Below are 21,694 nucleotides of genomic sequence, written 5' to 3' on the forward strand. Positions count from 1 at the left end.
AAAATGTGATTGGAGATATTTACATTTCATTTTCTTTATATATGGGAAGTTTCATTATGAATTTAGACCCTTTCATTTCTTCTGACTCAACTTCTATGGTCCCGTCAAATTCTTTGACGATTCCATATGATATTGAAAGTCCTATACCGGTGCCTTTTCCCACTTCTTTCGTAGTGAAAAAGGGTTCAAAGATTTTATTGATAATAGGCTTGGGGATACCTATTCCGTTATCGATAATTTCAATAATGACATTTGTGCCGTCAGAATAGGCTTTTATGGTTATTCTTTTATCGGCTTCATTGTCAGGCAAAAGACGCTTGTTGATTTTTTCAAGCTCCGTTATGGCATCTCTGGCATTGACAATGAGGTTTAAAAATACCTGTTCCAACTTGTTGTGGTCGGCAAGAACGTAAGGAAGGTCTTCTTCAATATAGGTATCAACATTGATTTTCCGCTTTTTCAGCTGCTCACCGACAAGGTTGAATACATCAAGGAGCGGCATCTTTATGTTTATCGGTGTCTTGGTTTGATCGGACTGTCTTGCAAAGGTGCGAAGGTGCCCGATTATTTTATCAATGCGGTCCACTTGCTCCACAATGGCATTGAGTTTTTCAAGCAGTAATTCATCGGTCAATTTATTTCGTTTTTTGGCCAGGATAAGTCCTTGGGTAATCAGGCTTATTCCTCCTAAAGGCTGATTGATTTCATGAGCTATGCCGGTAGCCATTTCGCCAAGAGTGGCAAGTTTTTCCGACTGTACCAGTTGGGCATCTTTTTCGCGTAGTTGATGGGTTCTGACCCTAACCATCTTTTCGAGGTTATCTGCATATTCCTTTATTTCTTCAATCAGTCTTTTCCTTTGAATTCCTGCCGTTATTTCATTGGCAATAAGGCTTAGAACTTGAGTTTCATTGAGAAGAAAGGTTTTCTGGGGCTTTGAGACAACAATGTGAAGTATTCCGATAATTGAAACATCCGAAATCAGCGGAATGTGAATTATGTAGTTTTCTTTGACGTTGGGCAAAGATGTGTCCATATATTCATAAATGGCGTGTTCGGATAGGGGAGTGTGGTTTATTGTAAGCTGGGTGTAGGTTTTAAAACAGTCTTTTATGTTTTCTACTGGGGCATTTTCATCGGTAAAATAGCTGCAGGTATGGGTGTTGCAACTTTTGCACAAGCCTGTCATTGCGTTTATATAGAAGTTGTTGCCAAGATAGTCATACAAGCAAATGAATACCGACGGTATTCCGAGAAAACTGCTTATGGTATTGCATACCAGGGAGCACATCTGCTCTATGCTGGATGATGAATTCACCAGGTGTGTAATTTCAATCAGCAGGCTGTTGAATTGCTCTAAGAGCTTATACCTTGTAATATCTCTGGTAAGAATCAGCAGTCCCAGTGTTTCATTGTTTTTATTAACTCTTGGTGTTGATGTAATGGAAATGGGAATAAAGGAGCCATCCTTTCTTTTTGCATACATTGTTCGATCTATCAAGTTGGATTTTGTTTTTTTGTCAGGTACAAAAAGGAATTCACTGTTGGGCAAACCCTTTCTGTGAAGGTCGGAAGGGAACTTGTTTCCCAGCATTTCTTCCTTCGAGTAGCCATAAATCAGTTCAGCACCCTTATTCCAAATAATTATCCTGTTTTGGATGTCTGTTGCGATAATGGCATATTCCGTTGAACTTATAATAATGCTCTCCAATATATCTTCCGGAAGATTTTCATTTGCTCGCGGATTTTTCCTCATTTTGACCTCCGAAATTTTAATTCTCTTTTAAGACTTCAATACCTAATATCGTCATGTCGTCAAGACAAGTATTGTTGGAGAATTCTTTTACAGCCTTCATAGTTTTATCAATAATGGTTGAAAGGGACTCATTTTTGCAGCTTTCGAGAACTTTAAGCATGTTTTCGTAGCCGAAAAATTGGTTGTTGGCGGCATTTTCGCAGTTTGAATTCGAAGGGGATTCAACTATACCGTCTGTAAAAAGCAGAACTTTATCTCCAGGTTCTAACTGATTTACAGTGCATGTATAAGTTGAATCTTCGAAAACTCCAAGAATAGGACCTGTTGACTCTAACGGCACGAGTCCGCTGTTTTTTACTATATACTGGGTAATGTGACCGGCCGACACAGTATAAAGCTTTTTGCTGTTTTTATCAATAAATCCTAGAAACAAGGAAGCAAATACATTTTGCGCTGTGTTGGACAAAAGCTCAAGGTTCAGATCCAGGACTATTTCGGGAAATCTTCTTTTGTTGATTCCCTGCCGGTAGTTATACTCTATGTTTTGAAGAAAACTTTTGATTATTATTGAAATGACGGCAGCAAGAATACCGTGGTTGGATACGTCAAATACATAAAAGCAAATATAATCTCCTATATCGCATACATCGTACATATCGCCGCCGACATCGTCGCAGCATTTATACTCTACGGCAAAGTTAAAGCCGTCTATATTAGGCAAACTTTTGGGAAGCATGTTGAGCAGTATTTTTGCCGCAGAATCATGAAGACCCTGTAAGTAGTTTCTATGCTCTAACAGTTCCCGGGTCATTTTTTCATTTTCCATAAGAAGTTTTTTTCTGTTTATGGCGTTGGTTATAGCTATTGATAAATCCTGGGCGGTGACCGGTTTTCTAAGGTATTCGAATGCCCCTTCTTTCATTGCAAGAATGGCATTATCCAGGTCACCGTGTCCGGTAAGGATAATCACGGCCATTTGAGGAATGATTTTCTTAATTTCTCTTAAGATATCCATGCCGGAAAGTTTGGGCATTTTCATATCGGTAATGACGACATCGATAGAGTTGTAGTTGTCCATGAAAATCCTAAGCCCATCTAAGCCGCTGGAAGCCGTTATTACTTCGTTGCCGTCAATTTCGAGAAGAAATTTAATGTTCTGAAGAATAGTGCTTTCATCGTCTATTACAAGAATTTTCGCCATTTTCCTAACTCCTATTCAATATTACTTATTATTATAGCAAGTTTTATATGAATTTTCTATAATCATTAAGTTTGTGTTATAATAGTAAAAGCACCAAAAGCATAAATTATAAATCATAAATTATATTTATAATTAATAGGTGATGCATATGGTTATAGGTGTTTGCAGAGTGATTTTAAATATTAATGAAGCATTTTCATTAAAAGAAAAAAGGCAGGTTGTTAAAAGTATAGTCGGAAGAATTAAGTCAAGGTTTAATGCCTCGGTGGCAGAAGTAGGCTTTAATGATAAATGGAAAAATGCTGTGATAGGGATATCTTGCGTATCCAATGAGGCTGCCCATGCGGATAGTATGATGGCAAATATTGTGAACTTTATTGAGAATGACGGCAGGGTAGTATTGGTGGACTACAGTACTGAAAATATATATGTAGATTAGACTGTAAAGATTAAAGTTTTTTTATTTTTCCAAAAAAGCCTATTGAATTACGATGAAAATTGTATTAAAATATTTATTGCTATTGATAAATATTTCGGGGCTATAGCGCAGTTGGGAGCGCGCTTGAATGGCATTCAAGAGGTCAGGGGTTCGAACCCCTTAGCTCCACCAATAAGTCCAAACTGCTGTCAAGAGGGTTCGTTATATCTACTTGACTAGTTTTATTGCCGCCAGTTTTCCGACTGGCGGTTTTTATTGCCTCTTGGAATGAAATGAAAGAGGCAAAAGCGAAGGGACTCGATGTCCCGAGATTTTATTTTTAGTATTGTTCGTTGTGATAGTTAAGATGTTCATATCAATGCGGTTATTATAAACGTATATACGCTGAGCAAATACATCAATAGCTTTCTTTTGATTCTTCCATTATACTTTGCCTTTTGCCATAAACATAGATTATTTTGCATTGGCTATAAGGTTAATAATTTGGCAATAAGACTAAATTTGCAGTTGTTGGCTAAGTTAACCAAGGTATGATATAATTAGTATTATTTCATACGGAGGTTGATATTGTCATGAAAAAACTGAAAAAAGCATGGTGTTTTATAAACTTATTAAGAGGTTTACCGTCAATAATTTTATATAACTTGGCTGCAAATAAAGACATTATTGAAAAGGATATTGACAGATGGATTAGTTGTTGCAATTTAAATTTAAATTTTCCGAAATGGTTATATTTAAATTGGTTTTTGCTATACTACCCACAATTTAGGAACCTTTTTTATTACAGGTTAAAAAAGTGGAATATCATAGCATCAAAGCTTATTCAAATTTTTTACAGACCGTTGGACAGCCTTTTTATTTATGCTGATAATATTGGGCCTGGATTGTTTATACAACATGGTTTCTCCACAATTATAAACGCCAAAAGCATAGGTGAAAATTGTTGGATTAATCAGCAAGTTACCATTGGCTATATTAAAGATAAATGTCCTGTGATTGGTAATAATGTAAGAATTACAGCAGGTGCTATAGTTGTGGGAGGTGTTAATGTAGGTGATAACTCAGTTATTGGTGCAAATTCTGTAGTTAATAAAGATGTTCCTGATAATTGTGTGGTTGTAGGAAATCCGGCGTTCGTAGTAAAAAGAAATGGAGTAAAAACAAAGGAGTACTTAAACTCATGATTTAAGTTCTCATAAATTCAATTAACCGAAGGGAGTAGAGTCAATCTACACCCTTCTATTTTTTTGGCCTCTTGGAATGAAATAAAAGAGGCAAAAGCGAAGGGACTCGATGTCCAAAGCTTTTATTCAGGATTTTTTATAGCCATTAATAAAAAACAATGTAACACTTTTCTATCCGTGTGAATATTATACTACCGTGAAGAAAAACAATAAAAGAAAGGATGAATCGCTATGGAAGAAAATAGAGGTTTTGGTTGTGGTTTTGGTTTCGGTAATGACGTTATCTGGTGCATAATTATAATTCTGTTTATTTTGTGTTTATGCCCAGGAATTTTCGGCGGATTTGGCGGATGCGGCTATAAAAACTAATGCATTGTAACTGAAATTATCTTAAGAGCATTTGATGCAAGTACATAAGAATTGCAATGGCAAACTGTATGTTTTGTTAACTGAATCTAAAAGGGGAGGTAATTGCCTCCTCTTTTATTATTTGGCTTCTTGGAATGAAATGAAGGAGGCAAAAGCGAAGGGACTCGATGTCCCGAACTTTTAATTTGAAATATTAGTTTTATAGTAGAAAGTTAGTTTGTATGCTCTAAAAAATTGCATCTGTTTATCTTAATGATGATTAGGTGCTAAAATATTAATGTGTATAAAAATCTTGTCTATTATTGTAACAATTCGCTATAATAATTTTATATCAATAGGAGTGAAAATGTATTTTGAGGTGACGAATGTTGACTGTTAACTGGGAGCAAGAATGGGATAAAATCTATAAAGAGTAGGGCGAAGTACAATCGGAAGTACTACCCACTGTAATAGCAGCAAAAGAAATCTTTAAAAAGTTTGGATGCGGCAAAGTAATGGACTTAGGATGCGGTACCGGTAGGCATACAATATATCTTGCCCAAAACGGGTTTCAGGTTTTAGCTGTAGATGTTTCAGAGACAGGAATAGAAGTTACCCGAGCGAAGGCAGAAAAGCTTAATCTAACTAATATCGAGTTTGCACAGCTTGATATGAGGAATCTGACTGTTGGGGATAATTTGCCGGATGCAATTTTGTGTGTATGGACAACCGGACACGGAAATATAGAAGATGTACGCAAAAATGTAAATGAAATGTATAGAATTCTTAGGCCTGGCGGAGTCTTAGTTGTTGACTATGTTTCAATAGAAGATGAGAACTATGGAAAAGGTATAGAAATTGAAAAAAATACATTTATCAATAACGTTGAAGGCGAGGAAAACATTCCGCATCATTATTTTTCCAAAGAAGAGATTGAAGAATTATATATGGGCTTTTCAAATATTGATATTGCTCCTGTAGACTATTATTTTACCGATAACTATGGAGTGAAGCATACCATCAAGGCCTTTGTTGTTATAGCAGTAAAATAAGCCGGGCCTAACGGTTTAGTAAACCTTTCTCTTCGACATTTATATTTTTTTAATATAAATTTAACATTCTTATTAGGAATTTTGTAGTAATATAGTTATATAGTGCGAATTACTGTTAATCGGAGTATGCACATAGATGGGCTTATGTGGTATGAAGAGAACAGTTTGGCAATGTACAAGCTTTTTTTAAAGGTATAAGTGTAATTATACTAAATACTGGGAAGTGGAGGAATCAAAATGAAAAAGAATCTTTTATTGAAAAATGTAAAGATTATTGCTATAGTGTTTGCCCTTGTCATAGGTTTTGCAAGCAACGTAACGTTTGCTTCAACTCCGGTACAACGCGAACTGAAAGTATATGTTAATGATGAAGAACTGCAATTTCCGGATGCAAAACCTTATATAAATGAATCCGGAAGAACTATGGTTCCGATTCGTGCAATTGCAGAGAGTTTTGGAGCAATGGTTGATTGGAATGGTGTTCTAAGAAAAGTTACAATTACTTATGATGACATAGAAATAGAATTTTTGCCTGACTATGTCGAAAGTGTCATGCTTGTTCGCGATATAAAAACGAGTCAAAGTAAAACTGTTCAATTAGACTCTAAACCTGTTATTAGAAACGACCGTACATATTTACCTTATCGGGCTATTACCGAAGCTTTTGGCTATCAAGTTTACTGGGATGAAAAAGAATACAAGGTTACGGTGAATACAAATAACAGGCAACCTGTATTTTGCATAAATCCCGGCTTAAGTGATACATATTATCAATGTGTGTCAAATTTCAACACAGATTTTGAAAATCTTATACCGCATTTAAAAAGCCCGGAGGTTAGGACAAATCTTACTGATGAAATGAGAAAAAGTTATTTATACCGGGCTAAAGATTATGTCGAGAATATAATTGGAAATGTTGATTCTAGTAAAGAATTTGAGCCGGAGTATCCTACTGCTCCATTTACACCAGTTATGGAAGAAGTGTATAATGACGCTGTCAAAAATTCTATAATACGGGAAGTGAAGTTTATTGCAGATCCTTCCGATGTTGAAATTCTTGCCGATTATCCTGCTATTGAAATGGGGCCTGCTGAGGCAATAGTTCTAGGTAGACTGGAATTTATATATCATGAAGCGTCTGATGAATATCTTAATAGGTTTGGAGGCAAGTTGGAAAAGGGCGTTTGGTACAGTACAAAAATAGCTGTAAGATTAAACTTGCGGCCAACCGATCTGGTTCTCGGTAATGTCATTTTAGACAATACATTTGAGGAAATAAAGTAAGATATAATGCTTGATTTTATACATTGTTTTTTATAGTAAGTTTAAAACGTATCGTAAATTTTAATATTATGTGAAGTTAGTTGTTACCGCCATGTTGTGTGGCGGTTATATTATTTGGCCTCTTGGAATGAAATGAAAGAGGCAAAAGCGAAGGGACTCGATGTCTCGAGCTTTTATTATTGGTGGCAAGCCGACCGGAAGATCCGGATAAGCTAAACTTTAGACTATACTCTGCCAAAAACATGGAGTAAAATTAAATACGGTTAAAAGTAGATTTAATGCAGAAGCTGGTTTTTATTTTGCGGCAGGCTGAATAATACCGGAAAAGTGGAGGAATCAAAATGAAGAGGAATCTTTTATTCAAGCATTTAGCGGTTATTGTAATATTTGTTGTTTTTATCACAGGCTTTACAGGCAACGTAACGATTGCTTCAACCTCAGAACATCCCGAGCTCAAAGTATATGTCGATGACAAAGAGCTGCAATTTCCAGATGCAAAACCTTATATAAATGAAGTTGGAAGAACTATGGTACCCATTCGTGCAATTGCAGAGAGTTTTGGAGCAAAGGTTGAGTGGGATGATATTCTAAGAAGAGTTATAATTACTCATGATGACATAGAAATAAGATTTTATCTTAATGATGATAAAGATTTCATACATATTACCGATTTGGAAGAATATCAATACAAATCAGTTCCGATAGGCTCCAAACCTGTTATTAGAAACAATAGAACTTTTGTACCTTATAGGGCTATTACTGAAGCATTTGGCTATAATGTTTACTGGGATGCAAGCGAATATAAGGTTATTATAGATACCAAAAATAAACGGCGTGTGTTCCTTATAAATCCTGCATTATGTGATAATTATTATCAATGTATCGATAATATGGGGATAGATTTTGATGAGCTTATTCCTCATTTAAAAATGCCTGAGATCAGGGTTGTTCTTACTGACAAAGACAGAGAATATTATTTCTCCATGGTAAAATCACATGTAGAACATTTTATTGGAAATGTGGATTATAGCAAAGAATTTGTTGCATACTATCCCGATGCGCCGTTTACAGGAATTATGAGAGCAGTATATAAAAATGCTGTGGAGAATTCTATAATACGGGAAGTAAAGCTTATTGCGGGTCCTTCTGATCTTGAAGTTCTTGCCGATGCGGAAATTTTTACATTAGCACCCACAGATGCAGTAGTTGTAGGTAGACTGGAATTTATATATCACGAAGCATCTGACGAATATCTTGACAGGTTTGAAGGTAAGTTGAAAAAAGGAGTATGGTATACTACGAAAATAGCTGTTTTGCTTTCTCTACAAAGAGGTTTGCTGGATATCGATAGAGTTTTTTTGGATAATACTTTTGAAGAACTAATATGAGATTAAAAGAAAAACAGGCAGTAAAATTGGGATTGAGCCAACCGGCAAAACAAGTGAATAATGTTTACTGAAATTAAATTAAAATTCTATTGCATTCATTAACATTGTATGTTAAAATGATCCTATATTTTAGAGTTTTTGGTTTGCTAGATTTTGAGATTGAGTTGAGATTGTTAGGGTTTTAAGTACTATTTAATATAAAGATAAGAAAGTACTGCCTGATGAAAATATTAAGTTCTTATTAATAGTAGAAAATAATAATCCTCTTATTGAAGTTTTCGATGTTTTTTGACGAGTTGAGTTAGAGTTAGATGAGATTAGTTTTTAGTATATGTTTTAGTTTAACAAGTAAATATGGTGAGACGAGACGAGATTAGGTGAGGTGAGATAAGATGAGACGAGATCTAGTACTTTGGGTATATAGCTAGATGCTTGTGCATCTAGCTTTTTTAGTTTGTTTGTCTGGTAAATTTTTCAATATGTGGCGGGGGGATAAAATGAAAAAACGTAAACTTGTGTTGTGGAACCCGAAACCTTTTGAGCAGGAAGTAGGGGAAAGGCTGTATCCGCCTTTGAGTTTGGGAATTATTGCATCATTAATGCCTTCAAATTGGGAAGTTGTAATTAGGGATGAATTTTTTGAAGAATTTAGAACCGAACCATGTGACTTGGTTGGTATTACAGCAATGACATGTCATGCATTAAGAGCATATGAAATGGCTGACCAATTCAGGAAAATGGGAATTACTACAATGATGGGCGGCATACATGCAAGTGTTTGCAGTGAGGAAGCTCTTGAATTTGTTGATGTTGTTGTAAAGGGAGAAGTAGAGGATGTTTTGAATGAGATTATAAGTGATTTTGAGAACAATTCTTTGAAAAGGCTTTACGAAGCTAAGGAGCCTGTAGATTTGGCAAAAGTTCCGCAACAAGCTTTTCATTTATATAATCCCAAATATAATTGGGGTATCATTCAAACAACCAGGGGTTGTGCTGCGAATTGTGAATTTTGTGCAGTTACAGCATTAAACGGAGCAACATATCGAAAAAGGCCTGTTGATAATGTTATTGAAGAGCTTAAAAATATGCCCCAAAAAAGTTTCTTTTTTGCAGATGATAACTTGCTTGGGTTTTCTCATGATGATCACCAAAGATTTAAAGAGCTATGTGAAAAAATGATCGAAAGCAATATCAATAAAATATGGATTGCCCAAGTGCCTGTACAATTTTCCGACAACGAAGAACTGATAAAAATAGCGCAAAAAGCCGGATGCATAGGTGTTTGCATTGGTATTGAATCGGGTTCTTTAGCGGTTTTATCAGGTAAAATGAACAAGAGAATGAATGTGAAATATTTAGAAAGTGCTCAGTTTGCTAAAAAGATTCAAAAGCATGGTATACAAGTATTTGGTTCATTTATAGTTGGCAATGATGAAGATGGTCTCGATTGCTTCAAGCAAACATTCAAAACAATAAAAAAATTGAAGCTTGCAATGGCACATGTCGGACCGCTGGTGCCGTATCCTGGAACAAGGTTATTTGAAAGGATGCGTGCGGAAGGACGTTTGATTTATACCAACTTCCCTCAAGACTGGAAACATTATAAGAGATCAAAATTTCCATTATATAAGTTATCAAAGCTTACGAGCCATCAGCTAAAAGACGGTACTATATGGTTATGGAAAAAATTATTTTCAAGGTTTTCGATTACGCAGAGAGCATGTATGGCATTTATTAGTACGGGAAAATTGAAAAATGCGAAAGCTGTTTATAGAATCAACAAGGAATGGGGTAAACTTTACAACAGCAGAATAAAAAACCTGAAATTGGAAAACCAAAGCTGAAAAACAAATAAGAGAGGTATAACATGAAATCAATAAACGAGCCTCAGGATAAGGCAAACTTATTGTTTATATTTGGGTCTCATAGACGAAACGGAAACTCTGAAAAGATACTGGATATTGTAAAGACAAGTCCGTATTGTGACAGGATAAATATTAAAAGCATATTTCTGCTTGAAAAGAAAATACTTTATTGCAAGTCTTGCTATAAGTGTAATTCTATGAATGAGTGTGTATTGGATGATGATGTTAAAGAAGTAATCGAAGATATGAAAGCTTCAGATATAATTGTATATGTTCCGGTTATTTACGCATTTTCATCCAATAGCATCTTTCAGACATTTCTAGAGAGAGCAGGGTTTGGATTTTTGCGACCCCAGGGAAGACCTCTTCGAGACAAGCTTGCTATGGTAATTGTAATTGGCAGAAGGTATGCTCATACAACTGTCGCAACTCAAATTTTGCTCAATATCCTGTTAAACGAAATGATTGTTGTAGGCAGCGGTTTTCTTCCTTTGTTTTACGGTTTGGGAAAATTTCCTGGTGATGTGAACTTTGATACTGAGGGTATAGAAGCTCTTAAACAGAATTTAAAAAGAACTTTAGAATGGCATTTTGCTAAAAAGGGAGTGAAATGAAAATGAGATTGTTATTGATTGATAATTATGACTCGTTTACGTATAATGTGTATCAATATCTTAGGGAACTGGGACATGATGTTTATGTGTTTAGAAATGATAAAATAACCTTAGATGATATTAGAGAAATGTCGCCGGATGCAATCTTTTTATCTCCGGGACCGGGTACTCCGGCAGATGCGGGGATTTGCATACCTGTTATAAAGGAATTTGCAGGCAAGATTTCAATTTTTGGAATATGCCTTGGACATCAAGCTATTGGTGAAGCCTTTGGTGCAGTGGTTTCACATGCTAAGACATTAATGCACGGTAAAACTTCAATTATAAAACCATTGAAAAAAGGTGTAATGAAAGAATTTGATAAGGAATTTGTTGCAACGCGTTACCATTCTCTAGCCATTGTAAAGGAGACATTGCCTGATTGTCTGGAAATAACATGCGAAAGTGATGATGGCGAAATAATGGGAGTTGTACACAAGGTTTATAATATTGAAGGAGTCCAATTTCACCCTGAGTCAGTTTTAACTGTTGAGGGAAAAAGAATATTGCAGTGCTTTCTTGAGCGGACATCCAAATTGATTCAAACATGCAGCGATAACACAAAAAAAATAAAGCAAATAAATTTATTAAAATCAAATATACGCCAATTTGAACAGGATACTTTTATGAATATATATCAGTATACTCATAAGATTACCATTAGCGAAAGCGTATATCAAATGTTCAGGAGAATAGCCTATAGTATAGGAACAGACAAAGTCTTTTTGTTAGAGTCTGCTTATGGTCCTGATATAGACTGTACGAAAACTATTATAGGGCTGTTTCCTAGTTTTGAGATCAAACTGGATAATAAAAAATTAATTGTAGATTCAGATTGTGAAAATATTAAGTCAGTTCTGAAAAAAATAATTGGAAAAGTATACAGAGAAGATAACGGAGTATTTGATATTGATAATGATAGGTTTTCCAATGTCTTTAATGTTATAAGCAAATCTATTAATCAGGTAAATATGCATGATTTGGATATTATGATTAATAATGGCCTTGTAGGATATTTCGGATACGAATACTTGCATTATATAGAAAATGTCCCGAGAAAACCTAAAAACGTTCTGAATTTACCTGATGTACATTTAAAATATTTCCAGGTGCTTATTGAGGTAGAATATAACAGTAAAGAGGTCTTGATTATAGAAAACAGAATAGAAAACAGGGAAATAGAAGGATTGGATGAAGTCATTTCTCTTATCAAGAACGGTAAAGACAAAAATTCTACCGATGATTTCAGATTACAAGAGACTGATCAAAGTACATTTGAAAATGAAAAATGCGAAATGGTTGTCAAATCAAATATTACAAAAGAAAGATTTTTTGATATTGTTGCTAAAGCAAAGAAATATATTTACGATGGAGATATTTTCCAAGTTCAGTTAGGGCAAAGATTAACGGTAGAAGGAACAAATATTGAAGCTTTGGATTTGTATGACAAGCTTAGGAAAATTAATCCGTCTCCGTATATGTTCTTCTGGGATTCAAAAGAATACAAGCTAATAGGAGACAGCCCGGAATTGCAGTTAAGGATAGAGAACGGTGAAGTGATGATTAGGCCAATTGCAGGTACATCTAAAGGAAAAGGCCATGATGAAATTAGCAGGAACAATATCATTGAGAAGTTGAAAAATGATGCAAAGGAAAATGCCGAACATATTATGCTGGTGGATTTGGCAAGAAATGATATAGGTATAATGGCGATACCGGGTACTGTAGCAGTAACGCAATTAATGAGTGTTGAAGAGTTTTCCCATGTATTCCACCTTACAAGTACTGTGGTTGGCAGATTAAATAAAGGTTTAAATTCTATGGAGGTTTTTGAGGCGACTTTTCCTGCAGGAACTCTAACGGGAGCACCCAAAGTCAGGGCTATGGAGATTATTTCCGAACTTGAATCTGAGATTAGAGGACCATATGGCGGTGCATTTGGATTTTTTGATTTTAACGGTAATATTGTAAGTTCTATTATTATAAGAACTGTGCTTAAAATGGGAGAAAAATTATACTTACAAGCATCAGCCGGAATTGTTGCCGATTCAATAGATGAAAATGAATGGATGGAAACCATTTATAAAATGAAGGCTACCTATACTGCGATTGAAGAACTGCACACAAGGAGGTTTGAATATGCTGTTGCTGAATGAAGAATTGGAGAAGTATTTGGTTGATTTTAAGAAAGTGGCAAAAGCTTTTTTGAAGGCAAATTAAAAGGAGAAGCCCTTATAGAGCTTCAGAATAAGAAACTTGTCGACAATTTGAGGTATGTATATAATAATTCGCCATTCTATAAGAAGCTGCTAGAGCCTTATAAAGATAATTTTAGCAATTATAATATTTTTAATTTTCAAGAATTGCCTTTTACAACAAAGGATGATTTAAGGAATGAAGACTTAGATATGTTGTCTCAGCCCATTAACCGCAATGCGTATTTTTATGAAACTACAGGTACAACTGGTAAAGCTACGCCGTGCCCTAGAAATATGATTGATGTTATTTCCAGTAATGTAACCATTTCAATGGCATATAAAGATTTGTTTCAAAGTGTTTTTGGAGATGAGAAACCTGTTGTCGGTATATTTGGTCCTACAGAGCTTCATTCTTTTGGAGATACCCTTACAAATGTATGTGATAATCTTGGATTTTGCTCTGTTAAAGCATGGCCGTATTCTCCTGTTGTTGGATTTCCAAAGACACTGGAAGTAATGAAAAAACTGAAAATAAATGCTTTAATGTGTACACCTGGACTTTCCATGACCCTATTTAAAGCAGCACAAAAATACGGTTATGATATTGAAAAAGATTTTGATGTAAGGATGCTTATGGTAACCGGTGAAATGTGTACTGAGCCAATGGTAAGAAACATTGAAAGTATATGGGGAGCAAAGGTATTCAATTTCCTTTATGGTTCCCAAGAAGCGCTGGTTATTTCAGTATGTGATAGGAATAATAGAATGCATATCTTTCCACATAATTATATTTATGAAGTAGTTGACCCTGTGACTGGAGAGTTTAGAGGATTTACAGGCGAGGGTGAATTGGTTGTAACTATGTTGAATCCGGGAGGTAAACCTCTTATTAGATACCGTACCGGTGATATGGTAAGAATATATGAACCCGAAGGTGATTCGCCAATTCCGTCTAATGTTATAGAAATAATAGGAAGAGTTAAAGATAGAATTGAAATTAACGGAAGAAACTATGCAGCTTCAGAATTTGAAGAAACTATTATGGCGAATATTAACAAGTGTCTCGGATACCAGATTTTTATTGATAATGTTGATGGTGTAGATGAAATTGAAATAAAAATCGAAATGCTGACGAAGAATGATGAAAGCGAAGAAAGTGCCGTAAATATCGAACAGATGTTTAAAAATAAATTAGGTATAAAAGCAAAAGTAGCATATTCCGATGAACTTAGCCCGGTAATATACACTGGTGCGTTAGTCAGTTGGAAAGCTGCAAGAATTGTCGATCGTAGGAAGAAATCCGAGGGTGATATGGAAAAAGATTCTGCACAGCGGATTATTGAAAATAAAGTTATAAGAACGGAATGATAGGAGATAGTAGTTATGACAACTATTATTGAGCCTTTTGAACGTCAATATAAAGATTTCATTAATGAAATTAGCTCTATGAAGAATATACGTATTGGTTCTCTTGGGCCTCACGGAACGAGCAGCGAACAAGCTGTGAAATATATGATTGGTTACCTAAATAAAATCAACAGTAAATGCAGCTATAAAATATGTCTAATGGATGACTTTAGGTATGTTTTTGATGCATTGAATAATAAAGAGATTGAATATGCCCTAATACCTTCAGCATACGAAAGAATTACCGATTATTTTTGGAATCACAGATTTTCAAACGTACTTAATTTTATTTATCATACACCTGATTACGGAATGATTGGAAAAGTAGGCGAAAACTATTCATTTAAAAAGAAGGTTAGGGTGGCAGCTTGTCCGGCAGTACAAGGAATATTGCAATATCTAGCCGGGGATGTGCTTTTGGATACCGAAATTGAAATTGTTACTACACGCTCTACCACAGAGGCTGTATTATTCGTTTTAGAGGGAAAAGCAGATGTAGGAATAACAAATGAAACATCTTATGAGCTTTATCGAGATAAAGGTATTCAATTTATATCTAAAAAGTATAATGCACATATTGTTTGGTGCTTGTTTAAAAACAATTCTGACGAAAATACTGTTCAAGAGGAAGGCATTATTAAGTTATATGCAGATAGTTTTGGAGGAATATAATGTATCGGTTTAATGAAGAACATCTATTAGTAAGAGATGCTATCTCTGATTTTGTTGCTAAAAGAATAGAATCTAATGTAAATGAAAGAGTTAATTCCGGTACGTATCCGCAAGATATTTTAAACGAGTTGGGCTCTCTAGGCTATAAAGCTCTTAAAATACCTGAAAAATACGGTGGAAGTGAAATCGATACAGTTTCCAGCATGATTGTTATCAGTGAAATTGCAAAATCAGATGCTTCAATTGCTCACATGATTGGATGCAGGAACTTTACATATAATTATCCGTTACTCTTTTTTGCTACTGAAGAACAGAAAGAAAAGTATTTGCTTCCATGTATTAAGAATGAAAAAATGGTGTCTTTGCCGTTAATGAACCGGATGGTTTTGGGATAGGCCAGATAAAAACTGCTGCTAAAAAAGATGGTGAACACTATATTTTAAATGGCACGAAAGCTATGATTACCGACGCATCCATTGGTGACTATGCACTTGTATTTGCAAAAACCGATGATAACCCCGTTGGTTCCATGGATATAGTTTCTTTATTGTTGAACTCAAGAACAACCCTGGAGTAATAATAGGAAAAGAAGATGAGACAATGGGGCTACAGTCATTAAAAATAGCAGATATTCACTTTGACAATGTGAAGCTCCACAAATCAAGCCTGCTTGGAACTGAGGGTAAGGGAATTAATGTGATGATGAAATCGATGGAAATCATGAGAATATCCAATTCTGCGGTTGCTTTAGGAATTGCAGAAAGGGCTTTTGAAGAAGCTGTTGCATATTCTAAATTAAGACAGGTTAATTCCGTTCCCATGTATAAATTGTCTACTGTCCAATTTGAATTGGCAGAAATGAAAGCAAAGCTTGAATTAATGAGACTGGCGGTTTTTTATACATCAGAGCTTCTGGATAATAATACTCCTGGCATACTCAATTATGTAAACACATGCAAATTAAAGACTACTGAATATGCAAAAGAAATCTGTGATAGGGCTTTGCAGATTTTTGGAGGATATGGCTATGTTCGAGGATATACTGTAGAGAGATTATATAGAGACGTAAGGATTTTGAGTATCATTGGAGGAACCAGCGAATCACTTAAATGGTCTATTTTTAACAGTATTATAGGATAAATTTTTAAAAACTTTAGGTGAAAAAGAGTTAGAGGCAAGATTTTATAGACTGTGTTTATTTTAAAAAAATTGTGATAATTTTAATGGAGGACATATGGTTAGACAGGTTTCATTAAACCGTGTTATTAAAGATGGCTTTATTCAAGCATATTTTATAAAAGATAGGTATGAGATACTGCTATCTACCATTAATAAGGGTACAGGATTAGATTTGCACCATCATTCACACACGCAATTTGGATATTGCTTCTGGGGTAGTTTTAGATTTTTCTATAACGACGACTATTTAGACATTAATCCAGGCAGTAGTTATTTGTTGGCCTCATCTATACCTCATTATGCAGATGCTTTGGATACTTTTTACGCTTTGGATTTTAAATATGACTATCCTGTTGATTTGGGCGGTAATAGGATTCTGCAAAATGTATTCCATACTGAGGCGAAAACCGATGGAGTATCTATTGAAAAAACCGTAATTGGCTCAACTGAGATTATAAAGATTGATGGAAACGGCACTCTTGACGTTGGCCAACATATGAAAGCCTTAAATGAATTCAAAAATGTTTATGCTGTAGTATCCCAAGATATTTGCTTATCCTATGAGGAAGAAAAGTTTGTACTTGAGCCCATGAAAATTTATGAGTTAACGATAAACTCAATTGAAAATATGACTCTTAACATGAAAGACAGTAGCATAGTTTTCATTGTTCTATAGGAGGCACAAAATGTCAAAGATTACTGGTGGGGAGCTTTTAGTACTTGCTCTGAGGAAGAATAACATAAAAAATGTTTTTGGACTTGTCGGAAATCACGTATCGCCAATTTTTGTGCATGCCCAAAAGCATGGTCTTGATATCATTGATGTCAGACATGAACAGGCAGCTATACATATGGCGGACGGATGGTCACAAGTTACGAGGAATATTGGTGTGGCAATTGTTACAGGTGGACCCGGTTTTACAAATTCTATTACGGGTATCGTAAAAGCTTATATGGCAAATACACCTATTTTGGTGATTGTGGGTTCTACCGTTCCGCAGCAAAGGGATGTTGGAGGATTACAAGATATTGACCAGATAGGTATGATACGGGAGTATACCAAATGGAGTGCAAGTGTTTTTGATACCGGACGTATACCCGAGTACATAAGTATTGCAATGAAGAAAGCAGTTTCAGGCTTAAGAGGACCGGTAGTATTGGAAATTCCTATTAACATATTGAAAAATTCTATAGATGAAGAAGAGGTAAATTGGCCTGAAAATAATACAATAATAAGCAAAAGTTCTCCAAATCGAGAGACACTTGATATTATTTTAAATACCATAGTTGATGCAGAGAAACCATTGATAATTGCCGGAGATGAGATATATTACGGACATTCCGAGAATGAATTGGTAAAGTTTGTTGAAACTACCGGCATACCTATTGTAACTGTTAACAAAGCAAGAGGATGTATACCAGATAGTCACTCTCTGTGTTTCGGAAATGGAAGAGTTCTGGAAGCAGGCCCTCAGTTATACGCATTACATGAGGCAGATGTTATAATTAATGTTGGGCTAAACATAGATTATCAGATGGGACTTGCTAAGTTGCCGTTTTTTAGAGCCGGGCAAAAATTTATTAATATATGTAGAGATGAATATTATAACAGCAGAATAACTTCAAAACCTGCATTGACTGTAATAGCAGAGCCGGGAGAAACACTGTCCGCACTTTGTACATTAATTAAAGAAAAAAATATTGTTTTAAAATCATATTCTTCCTGGATTGATAAATTAAAAGAAAATGATGCTGATTACTGGGAAAATATTTCAAGTCAGGCAGGAAATGAAAGGATACATCCGATAAATATTATCAGAGGAATTATGGAATATATCGACGATGACGACATTGTTGTACTTGACGGTTCTAATGCTATGTTTTGGGGAAGTCTGTTATTTAGTTTTAATAAACCTGGACGTTTAATTATTGGACCGGATGGAACTCTTGGACCTATGGGATGCGGAATTCCGTTAGCGCTTGCAGCAAAATTGGCAAATCCGGATAAAAAAGTAATACTATATACTGGAGACGGTTCCTTTGGATTTAATGCTATTGAGATGGATACTGCCGTTAGGCTGAACATACCTATTACGGTGATTGTTCACAATGACCTTGCTTGGGGATTTTGTAAAAGTACTCAACAGGTATTATATGGAGAACAAAATGTTTCATCATGTGATTTGGGGATAAGGCCCTATGAAAAGATGGTGGAAGCTTTAGGGGGGTATGGAGAATTTGTCGGCAGAAATGACCGAATTATTCCTGCTATAAAAAATGCAATAGATTCCGGCAAACCAGCCTGCATCAATGTGCTTGTAGATTATGATTTGTTTGCGCCAGGGGCAATTATGTTTAATGAGTCATTAAAAGCTATGAAATAAGTAAAAAAAGAGATACTAATTGGGGGATTAAATTTGGATATTATTGTATGCATTAAACAGGTTCCTAATTCAAATCAAGTCAAGTTAAACAGCGTTACTAATGTTATAGAACGTGGGGATATGAAAGGAATAATAAACCCAAATGATTTATTTGCCCTCGAAGAGGCGATGAAAATAAAAGATTGTTTTGGAGGTACAGTTAAAGTAATCAGTATGGGTGTGCCTTCAACAGCTTTTTTGCTAAAGAAAGCCGTATCATTGGGGGCAGATGAAGCTGTATTGTTAAGCGATCCGGCTTTTAAAGGTTCTGATACTCTTGCTACTTCCTATATATTGTCTGCGGGTATCAAAAAAATGGGAAAATTTGATTTGATTATTTGCGGTCAGCATACTGCAGATGGGGGTACCGGACATGTCGGGCCGGGTATAGGTATAACCCTCAATATACCGTATATTGTTAACGTTAATCACATTGAAAACATCTCAAACTATACAATCCAATGTAGAAGAGATAATGATACCGGATATGATATTATAAAAGCGCATCTTCCCTGCGTTATATCGGTTGCAAAAAATATAAATCAACCAAGGTTTGTGTCGTTAAATGGCATAAAAAAAGCTCGCAGAACTCAAATAAAAGTATGGAATTCAGAGGAGCTTGGGGTGAATAAAAACTTATGCGGTTTGGCCGGTTCGCCTACAAGAGTAAAAGAAACATATACGCCTTGTTTTCTACAAACATGTGAATTTCTTGAAGGTTCTCCTAAAGAGCAGGCCAAAGAAATTATTAATAGGATTATTAAGTTAAAATGTTAGAATTGGATTAAATAAAACTTATTTTTGGCTCTTAGAAGAAGGATTGGATGGAGGTATTGATGGCACAAATACGAATTATAAAGGATAGATGTTTTGAATGTATGGCATGTATTGACAATTGTCCCAGCAAATCGATTGCTTTTGAAGGCGGTAAATTTATAATTAAAGATAACTGTAATGCATGTGGAGTATGTATATCATCATGTTCGTTTAATGCAATAGTTTTTGATGAGGGACAGGAAATAATTCAAAGGAAAAGAGAATATAGAGGGGTTTTTATCTATTGTGAGCATGAAAACGGATGTATCAAAGATGTCTCATTAGAGCTAATTTGCAAGGGAAGAGAAATAGCCAATCAGCTTGGAGAAGAGCTTTCAGTGATTGTTATTGGTCATAAAATCGATAATATTGCTATTGAACTTACTTATTACGATGTAAATAAAGTAATAAAAGTAGATAATTCATTATTGGAAACTTTCAACGAATATCTTTATGTTGATGTTTTAGAGCAGATTATAAATGTATTTAATCCGCAAATTGTTCTTATTGGGGCAACCAAATATGGAATGGCTTTGGCACCTGGTGTTGCAACACGCTTGAAAACAGGTTTGACTGCTGATTGTACTGAGCTTGAGATTGAAAATGAAACTGGGTTGTTATTGCAAACTAGGCCTGCTTTTGGAGGAAATTTATTAGCACGTATAATATGTCCAATTCACAGGCCTCAGATGGCTACAGTAAGACCGGGAATATTTATGCCGGCAAATAAAGAATTTGAACGTAAAGGTTTTATAGAAGAGGTACCTGTTATTATAAATAAAAGTGAAAAAGTTGAAATAGTTGAAAGGGTTGCAAAGGAATCTATATGTTCTTCTAATGCAGAAATTATTATTGGTATTGGCAAGGGAATTGGAAAACCTGAAAATATACCAATGGTGAAAAAGTTGGCAAATAAACTGGGAGCTGAATTAGGCGCTACCCGGGCTGTTATAGATGCCGGCTGGATGGATTGTAGTTATCAGATTGGACAAACAGGCAGAGTTGTGTCACCCAAAATTTATATTGCTTTAGGAATTTCGGGAGCGGTGCAGCATACAGCCGGTATTATTTCGTCTAATACTATTATTGCTATAAATAGAGATAAAGACGCTCCAATATTTAAAATTGCATCTATAGGTATTGTTGGGGACGTTATGGAAATACTGAATCTGCTTTTAGATGAAATATAATCTGTAAATTTTGTAGTGCAACTAACAAGCCGTAAATTATATAAGTCTGAAGGCATAAAGGAGAGTTTTGTTCTTTTTGCCTTCAGACTTTAAAAGCTTTAACTGCTGAATATACCTAGTCATTTAAAATGCAAACTAAGGGTTGACAATTACGCGTTTCCTCATGTTTTCGTAGATGCATTTGTACATTTTGAACATTTTGGCGGAATTTTCGTCGTCACAATTAATGTCCGGATGGTATTTTTGAATTATACCGTTCCAGCCAATTCTTAGAATTTCCTCTTGAATTTCATTGAATTTAGATACTAGCTGTTTGTTGCGTTGAATTGATTCCATAAATACTCCCCCCGTAAAAAAATAATTTATGTGAATGCAATTACAATGATTATCTGTATGTTAACAACGATTATTGGTATTATGTTTTCTATATATTTTATAAGTAAATTATAGCATCGGTAAATTTTTATATCAATATGTTTTACAGTGAATAGGACCATAATAGGAATATATTCCTATTTTAAATTATGTAAATAAAGCTTAAGACAACATGACTCTAATATAGTTTTATTATCTTAAGCTTTATTCATATTTTTATTTTTTTCTTTTTTGATTTTGCTTTTAAATCTTCAAGTTTTTTAT

Annotated in this window: 21 protein-coding genes and 1 tRNA gene; 19 read left to right on the forward strand and 3 right to left on the reverse strand. The window is 35.0% G+C overall.

Features of this window, described 5'->3' with window-relative positions; all coding sequences use genetic code 11:
* Positions 1-19 precede the first annotated feature (19 nt).
* A complete protein-coding gene (locus JCM21531_RS00650; protein WP_038286641.1) occupies positions 20-1,756 on the reverse strand; it encodes a PAS domain-containing sensor histidine kinase in 1,737 nt (578 codons plus the stop codon).
* A 16-nt stretch (positions 1,757-1,772) separates the two neighbouring features.
* Positions 1,773-2,957 (reverse strand): response regulator, encoded by a 1,185-nt coding sequence (locus JCM21531_RS00655; protein WP_038286642.1) that lies wholly within the window; start codon positions 2,955-2,957, stop codon positions 1,773-1,775.
* Between the two features lie 148 nt (positions 2,958-3,105).
* On the opposite strand from JCM21531_RS00655, the gene JCM21531_RS00660 reads away from it, so the two are divergent.
* The 19 genes from JCM21531_RS00660 (at position 3,106) to JCM21531_RS00740 (ending at position 21,055) form a co-directional block, all read left to right on the forward strand.
* A complete protein-coding gene (locus JCM21531_RS00660) occupies positions 3,106-3,396 on the forward strand; it encodes a DUF503 domain-containing protein (protein WP_038286643.1) in 291 nt (96 codons plus the stop codon).
* Positions 3,397-3,492: 96 nt separating this feature from the next.
* Positions 3,493-3,567 (forward strand) — tRNA-Ala (locus JCM21531_RS00665).
* 401 nt (positions 3,568-3,968) lie between these two features.
* Complete coding sequence (locus tag JCM21531_RS23370; protein ID WP_038286646.1) at positions 3,969-4,580, forward strand: serine O-acetyltransferase; 612 nt, start codon at positions 3,969-3,971, stop codon at positions 4,578-4,580.
* A gap of 231 nt (positions 4,581-4,811) precedes the next feature.
* On the forward strand, positions 4,812-4,949 hold the full coding sequence (locus tag JCM21531_RS19250) for a hypothetical protein (protein ID WP_173400162.1): 138 nt from the start codon (positions 4,812-4,814) through the stop codon (positions 4,947-4,949).
* Positions 4,950-5,413: 464 nt separating this feature from the next.
* On the forward strand, positions 5,414-5,980 hold the full coding sequence (locus tag JCM21531_RS00675; RefSeq protein ID WP_369347548.1) for a class I SAM-dependent methyltransferase: 567 nt from the start codon (positions 5,414-5,416) through the stop codon (positions 5,978-5,980).
* 237 nt (positions 5,981-6,217) lie between these two features.
* Positions 6,218-7,264 (forward strand): copper amine oxidase N-terminal domain-containing protein, encoded by a 1,047-nt coding sequence (locus tag JCM21531_RS00680; protein WP_038286648.1) that lies wholly within the window; start codon positions 6,218-6,220, stop codon positions 7,262-7,264.
* A 341-nt stretch (positions 7,265-7,605) separates the two neighbouring features.
* Positions 7,606-8,652, forward strand: a complete 1,047-nt coding sequence (locus JCM21531_RS00685) for a copper amine oxidase N-terminal domain-containing protein (protein WP_038286650.1) — start codon at positions 7,606-7,608, stop codon at positions 8,650-8,652.
* A 497-nt stretch (positions 8,653-9,149) separates the two neighbouring features.
* On the forward strand, positions 9,150-10,496 hold the full coding sequence (locus JCM21531_RS00690) for a B12-binding domain-containing radical SAM protein (RefSeq protein ID WP_054846947.1): 1,347 nt from the start codon (positions 9,150-9,152) through the stop codon (positions 10,494-10,496).
* A gap of 23 nt (positions 10,497-10,519) precedes the next feature.
* Complete coding sequence (locus JCM21531_RS00695) at positions 10,520-11,131, forward strand: flavodoxin family protein (protein ID WP_054846948.1); 612 nt, start codon at positions 10,520-10,522, stop codon at positions 11,129-11,131.
* Positions 11,132-11,133: 2 nt separating this feature from the next.
* Positions 11,134-13,326: a chorismate-binding protein gene (locus tag JCM21531_RS17515; protein WP_054846949.1), complete on the forward strand. Its 2,193-nt coding sequence runs from the start codon at positions 11,134-11,136 to the stop codon at positions 13,324-13,326.
* A gap of 207 nt (positions 13,327-13,533) precedes the next feature.
* The gene (locus JCM21531_RS00705; RefSeq protein ID WP_157833633.1) at positions 13,534-14,736 is read left to right on the forward strand and encodes a phenylacetate--CoA ligase family protein; all 1,203 of its coding nucleotides are present in this window, start codon (positions 13,534-13,536) and stop codon (positions 14,734-14,736) included.
* A gap of 15 nt (positions 14,737-14,751) precedes the next feature.
* Positions 14,752-15,447 carry a type 2 periplasmic-binding domain-containing protein gene (locus JCM21531_RS00710; RefSeq protein WP_038286653.1) on the forward strand — a complete coding sequence of 232 codons (696 nt, stop codon included), beginning with the start codon at positions 14,752-14,754 and terminating at the stop codon, positions 15,445-15,447.
* Positions 15,447-15,842, forward strand: a complete 396-nt coding sequence (locus tag JCM21531_RS00715; RefSeq protein ID WP_038286655.1) for an acyl-CoA dehydrogenase family protein — start codon at positions 15,447-15,449, stop codon at positions 15,840-15,842. The genes JCM21531_RS00710 and JCM21531_RS00715 overlap by 1 nt, the downstream gene beginning before the upstream one ends.
* Positions 15,843-15,847: 5 nt before the next feature.
* Positions 15,848-16,024, forward strand: a complete 177-nt coding sequence (locus tag JCM21531_RS18155; protein WP_243466998.1) for an acyl-CoA dehydrogenase family protein — start codon at positions 15,848-15,850, stop codon at positions 16,022-16,024.
* Between the two features lie 23 nt (positions 16,025-16,047).
* Positions 16,048-16,587 (forward strand): acyl-CoA dehydrogenase family protein, encoded by a 540-nt coding sequence (locus JCM21531_RS00720; RefSeq protein WP_038286657.1) that lies wholly within the window; start codon positions 16,048-16,050, stop codon positions 16,585-16,587.
* A gap of 94 nt (positions 16,588-16,681) precedes the next feature.
* Positions 16,682-17,302, forward strand: a complete 621-nt coding sequence (locus JCM21531_RS00725; protein WP_038286659.1) for a cupin domain-containing protein — start codon at positions 16,682-16,684, stop codon at positions 17,300-17,302.
* A 10-nt stretch (positions 17,303-17,312) separates the two neighbouring features.
* Positions 17,313-19,010: a thiamine pyrophosphate-binding protein gene (locus tag JCM21531_RS00730; RefSeq protein WP_038286661.1), complete on the forward strand. Its 1,698-nt coding sequence runs from the start codon at positions 17,313-17,315 to the stop codon at positions 19,008-19,010.
* Positions 19,011-19,043: 33 nt separating this feature from the next.
* Complete coding sequence (locus tag JCM21531_RS00735; protein ID WP_038286663.1) at positions 19,044-19,826, forward strand: electron transfer flavoprotein subunit beta/FixA family protein; 783 nt, start codon at positions 19,044-19,046, stop codon at positions 19,824-19,826.
* Positions 19,827-19,873: 47 nt separating this feature from the next.
* On the forward strand, positions 19,874-21,055 hold the full coding sequence (locus JCM21531_RS00740) for an electron transfer flavoprotein subunit alpha (protein ID WP_094184698.1): 1,182 nt from the start codon (positions 19,874-19,876) through the stop codon (positions 21,053-21,055).
* A 135-nt stretch (positions 21,056-21,190) separates the two neighbouring features.
* Here the strand turns inward: JCM21531_RS00740 and JCM21531_RS00745 are convergent, their stop codons facing one another.
* Complete coding sequence (locus tag JCM21531_RS00745; protein WP_038286667.1) at positions 21,191-21,391, reverse strand: J domain-containing protein; 201 nt, start codon at positions 21,389-21,391, stop codon at positions 21,191-21,193.
* Positions 21,392-21,694: the final 303 nt, after the last annotated feature.

Source organism: Acetivibrio straminisolvens JCM 21531 (genome assembly GCF_000521465.1).
Taxonomy (GTDB): domain Bacteria; phylum Bacillota; class Clostridia; order Acetivibrionales; family Acetivibrionaceae; genus Hungateiclostridium; species Hungateiclostridium straminisolvens.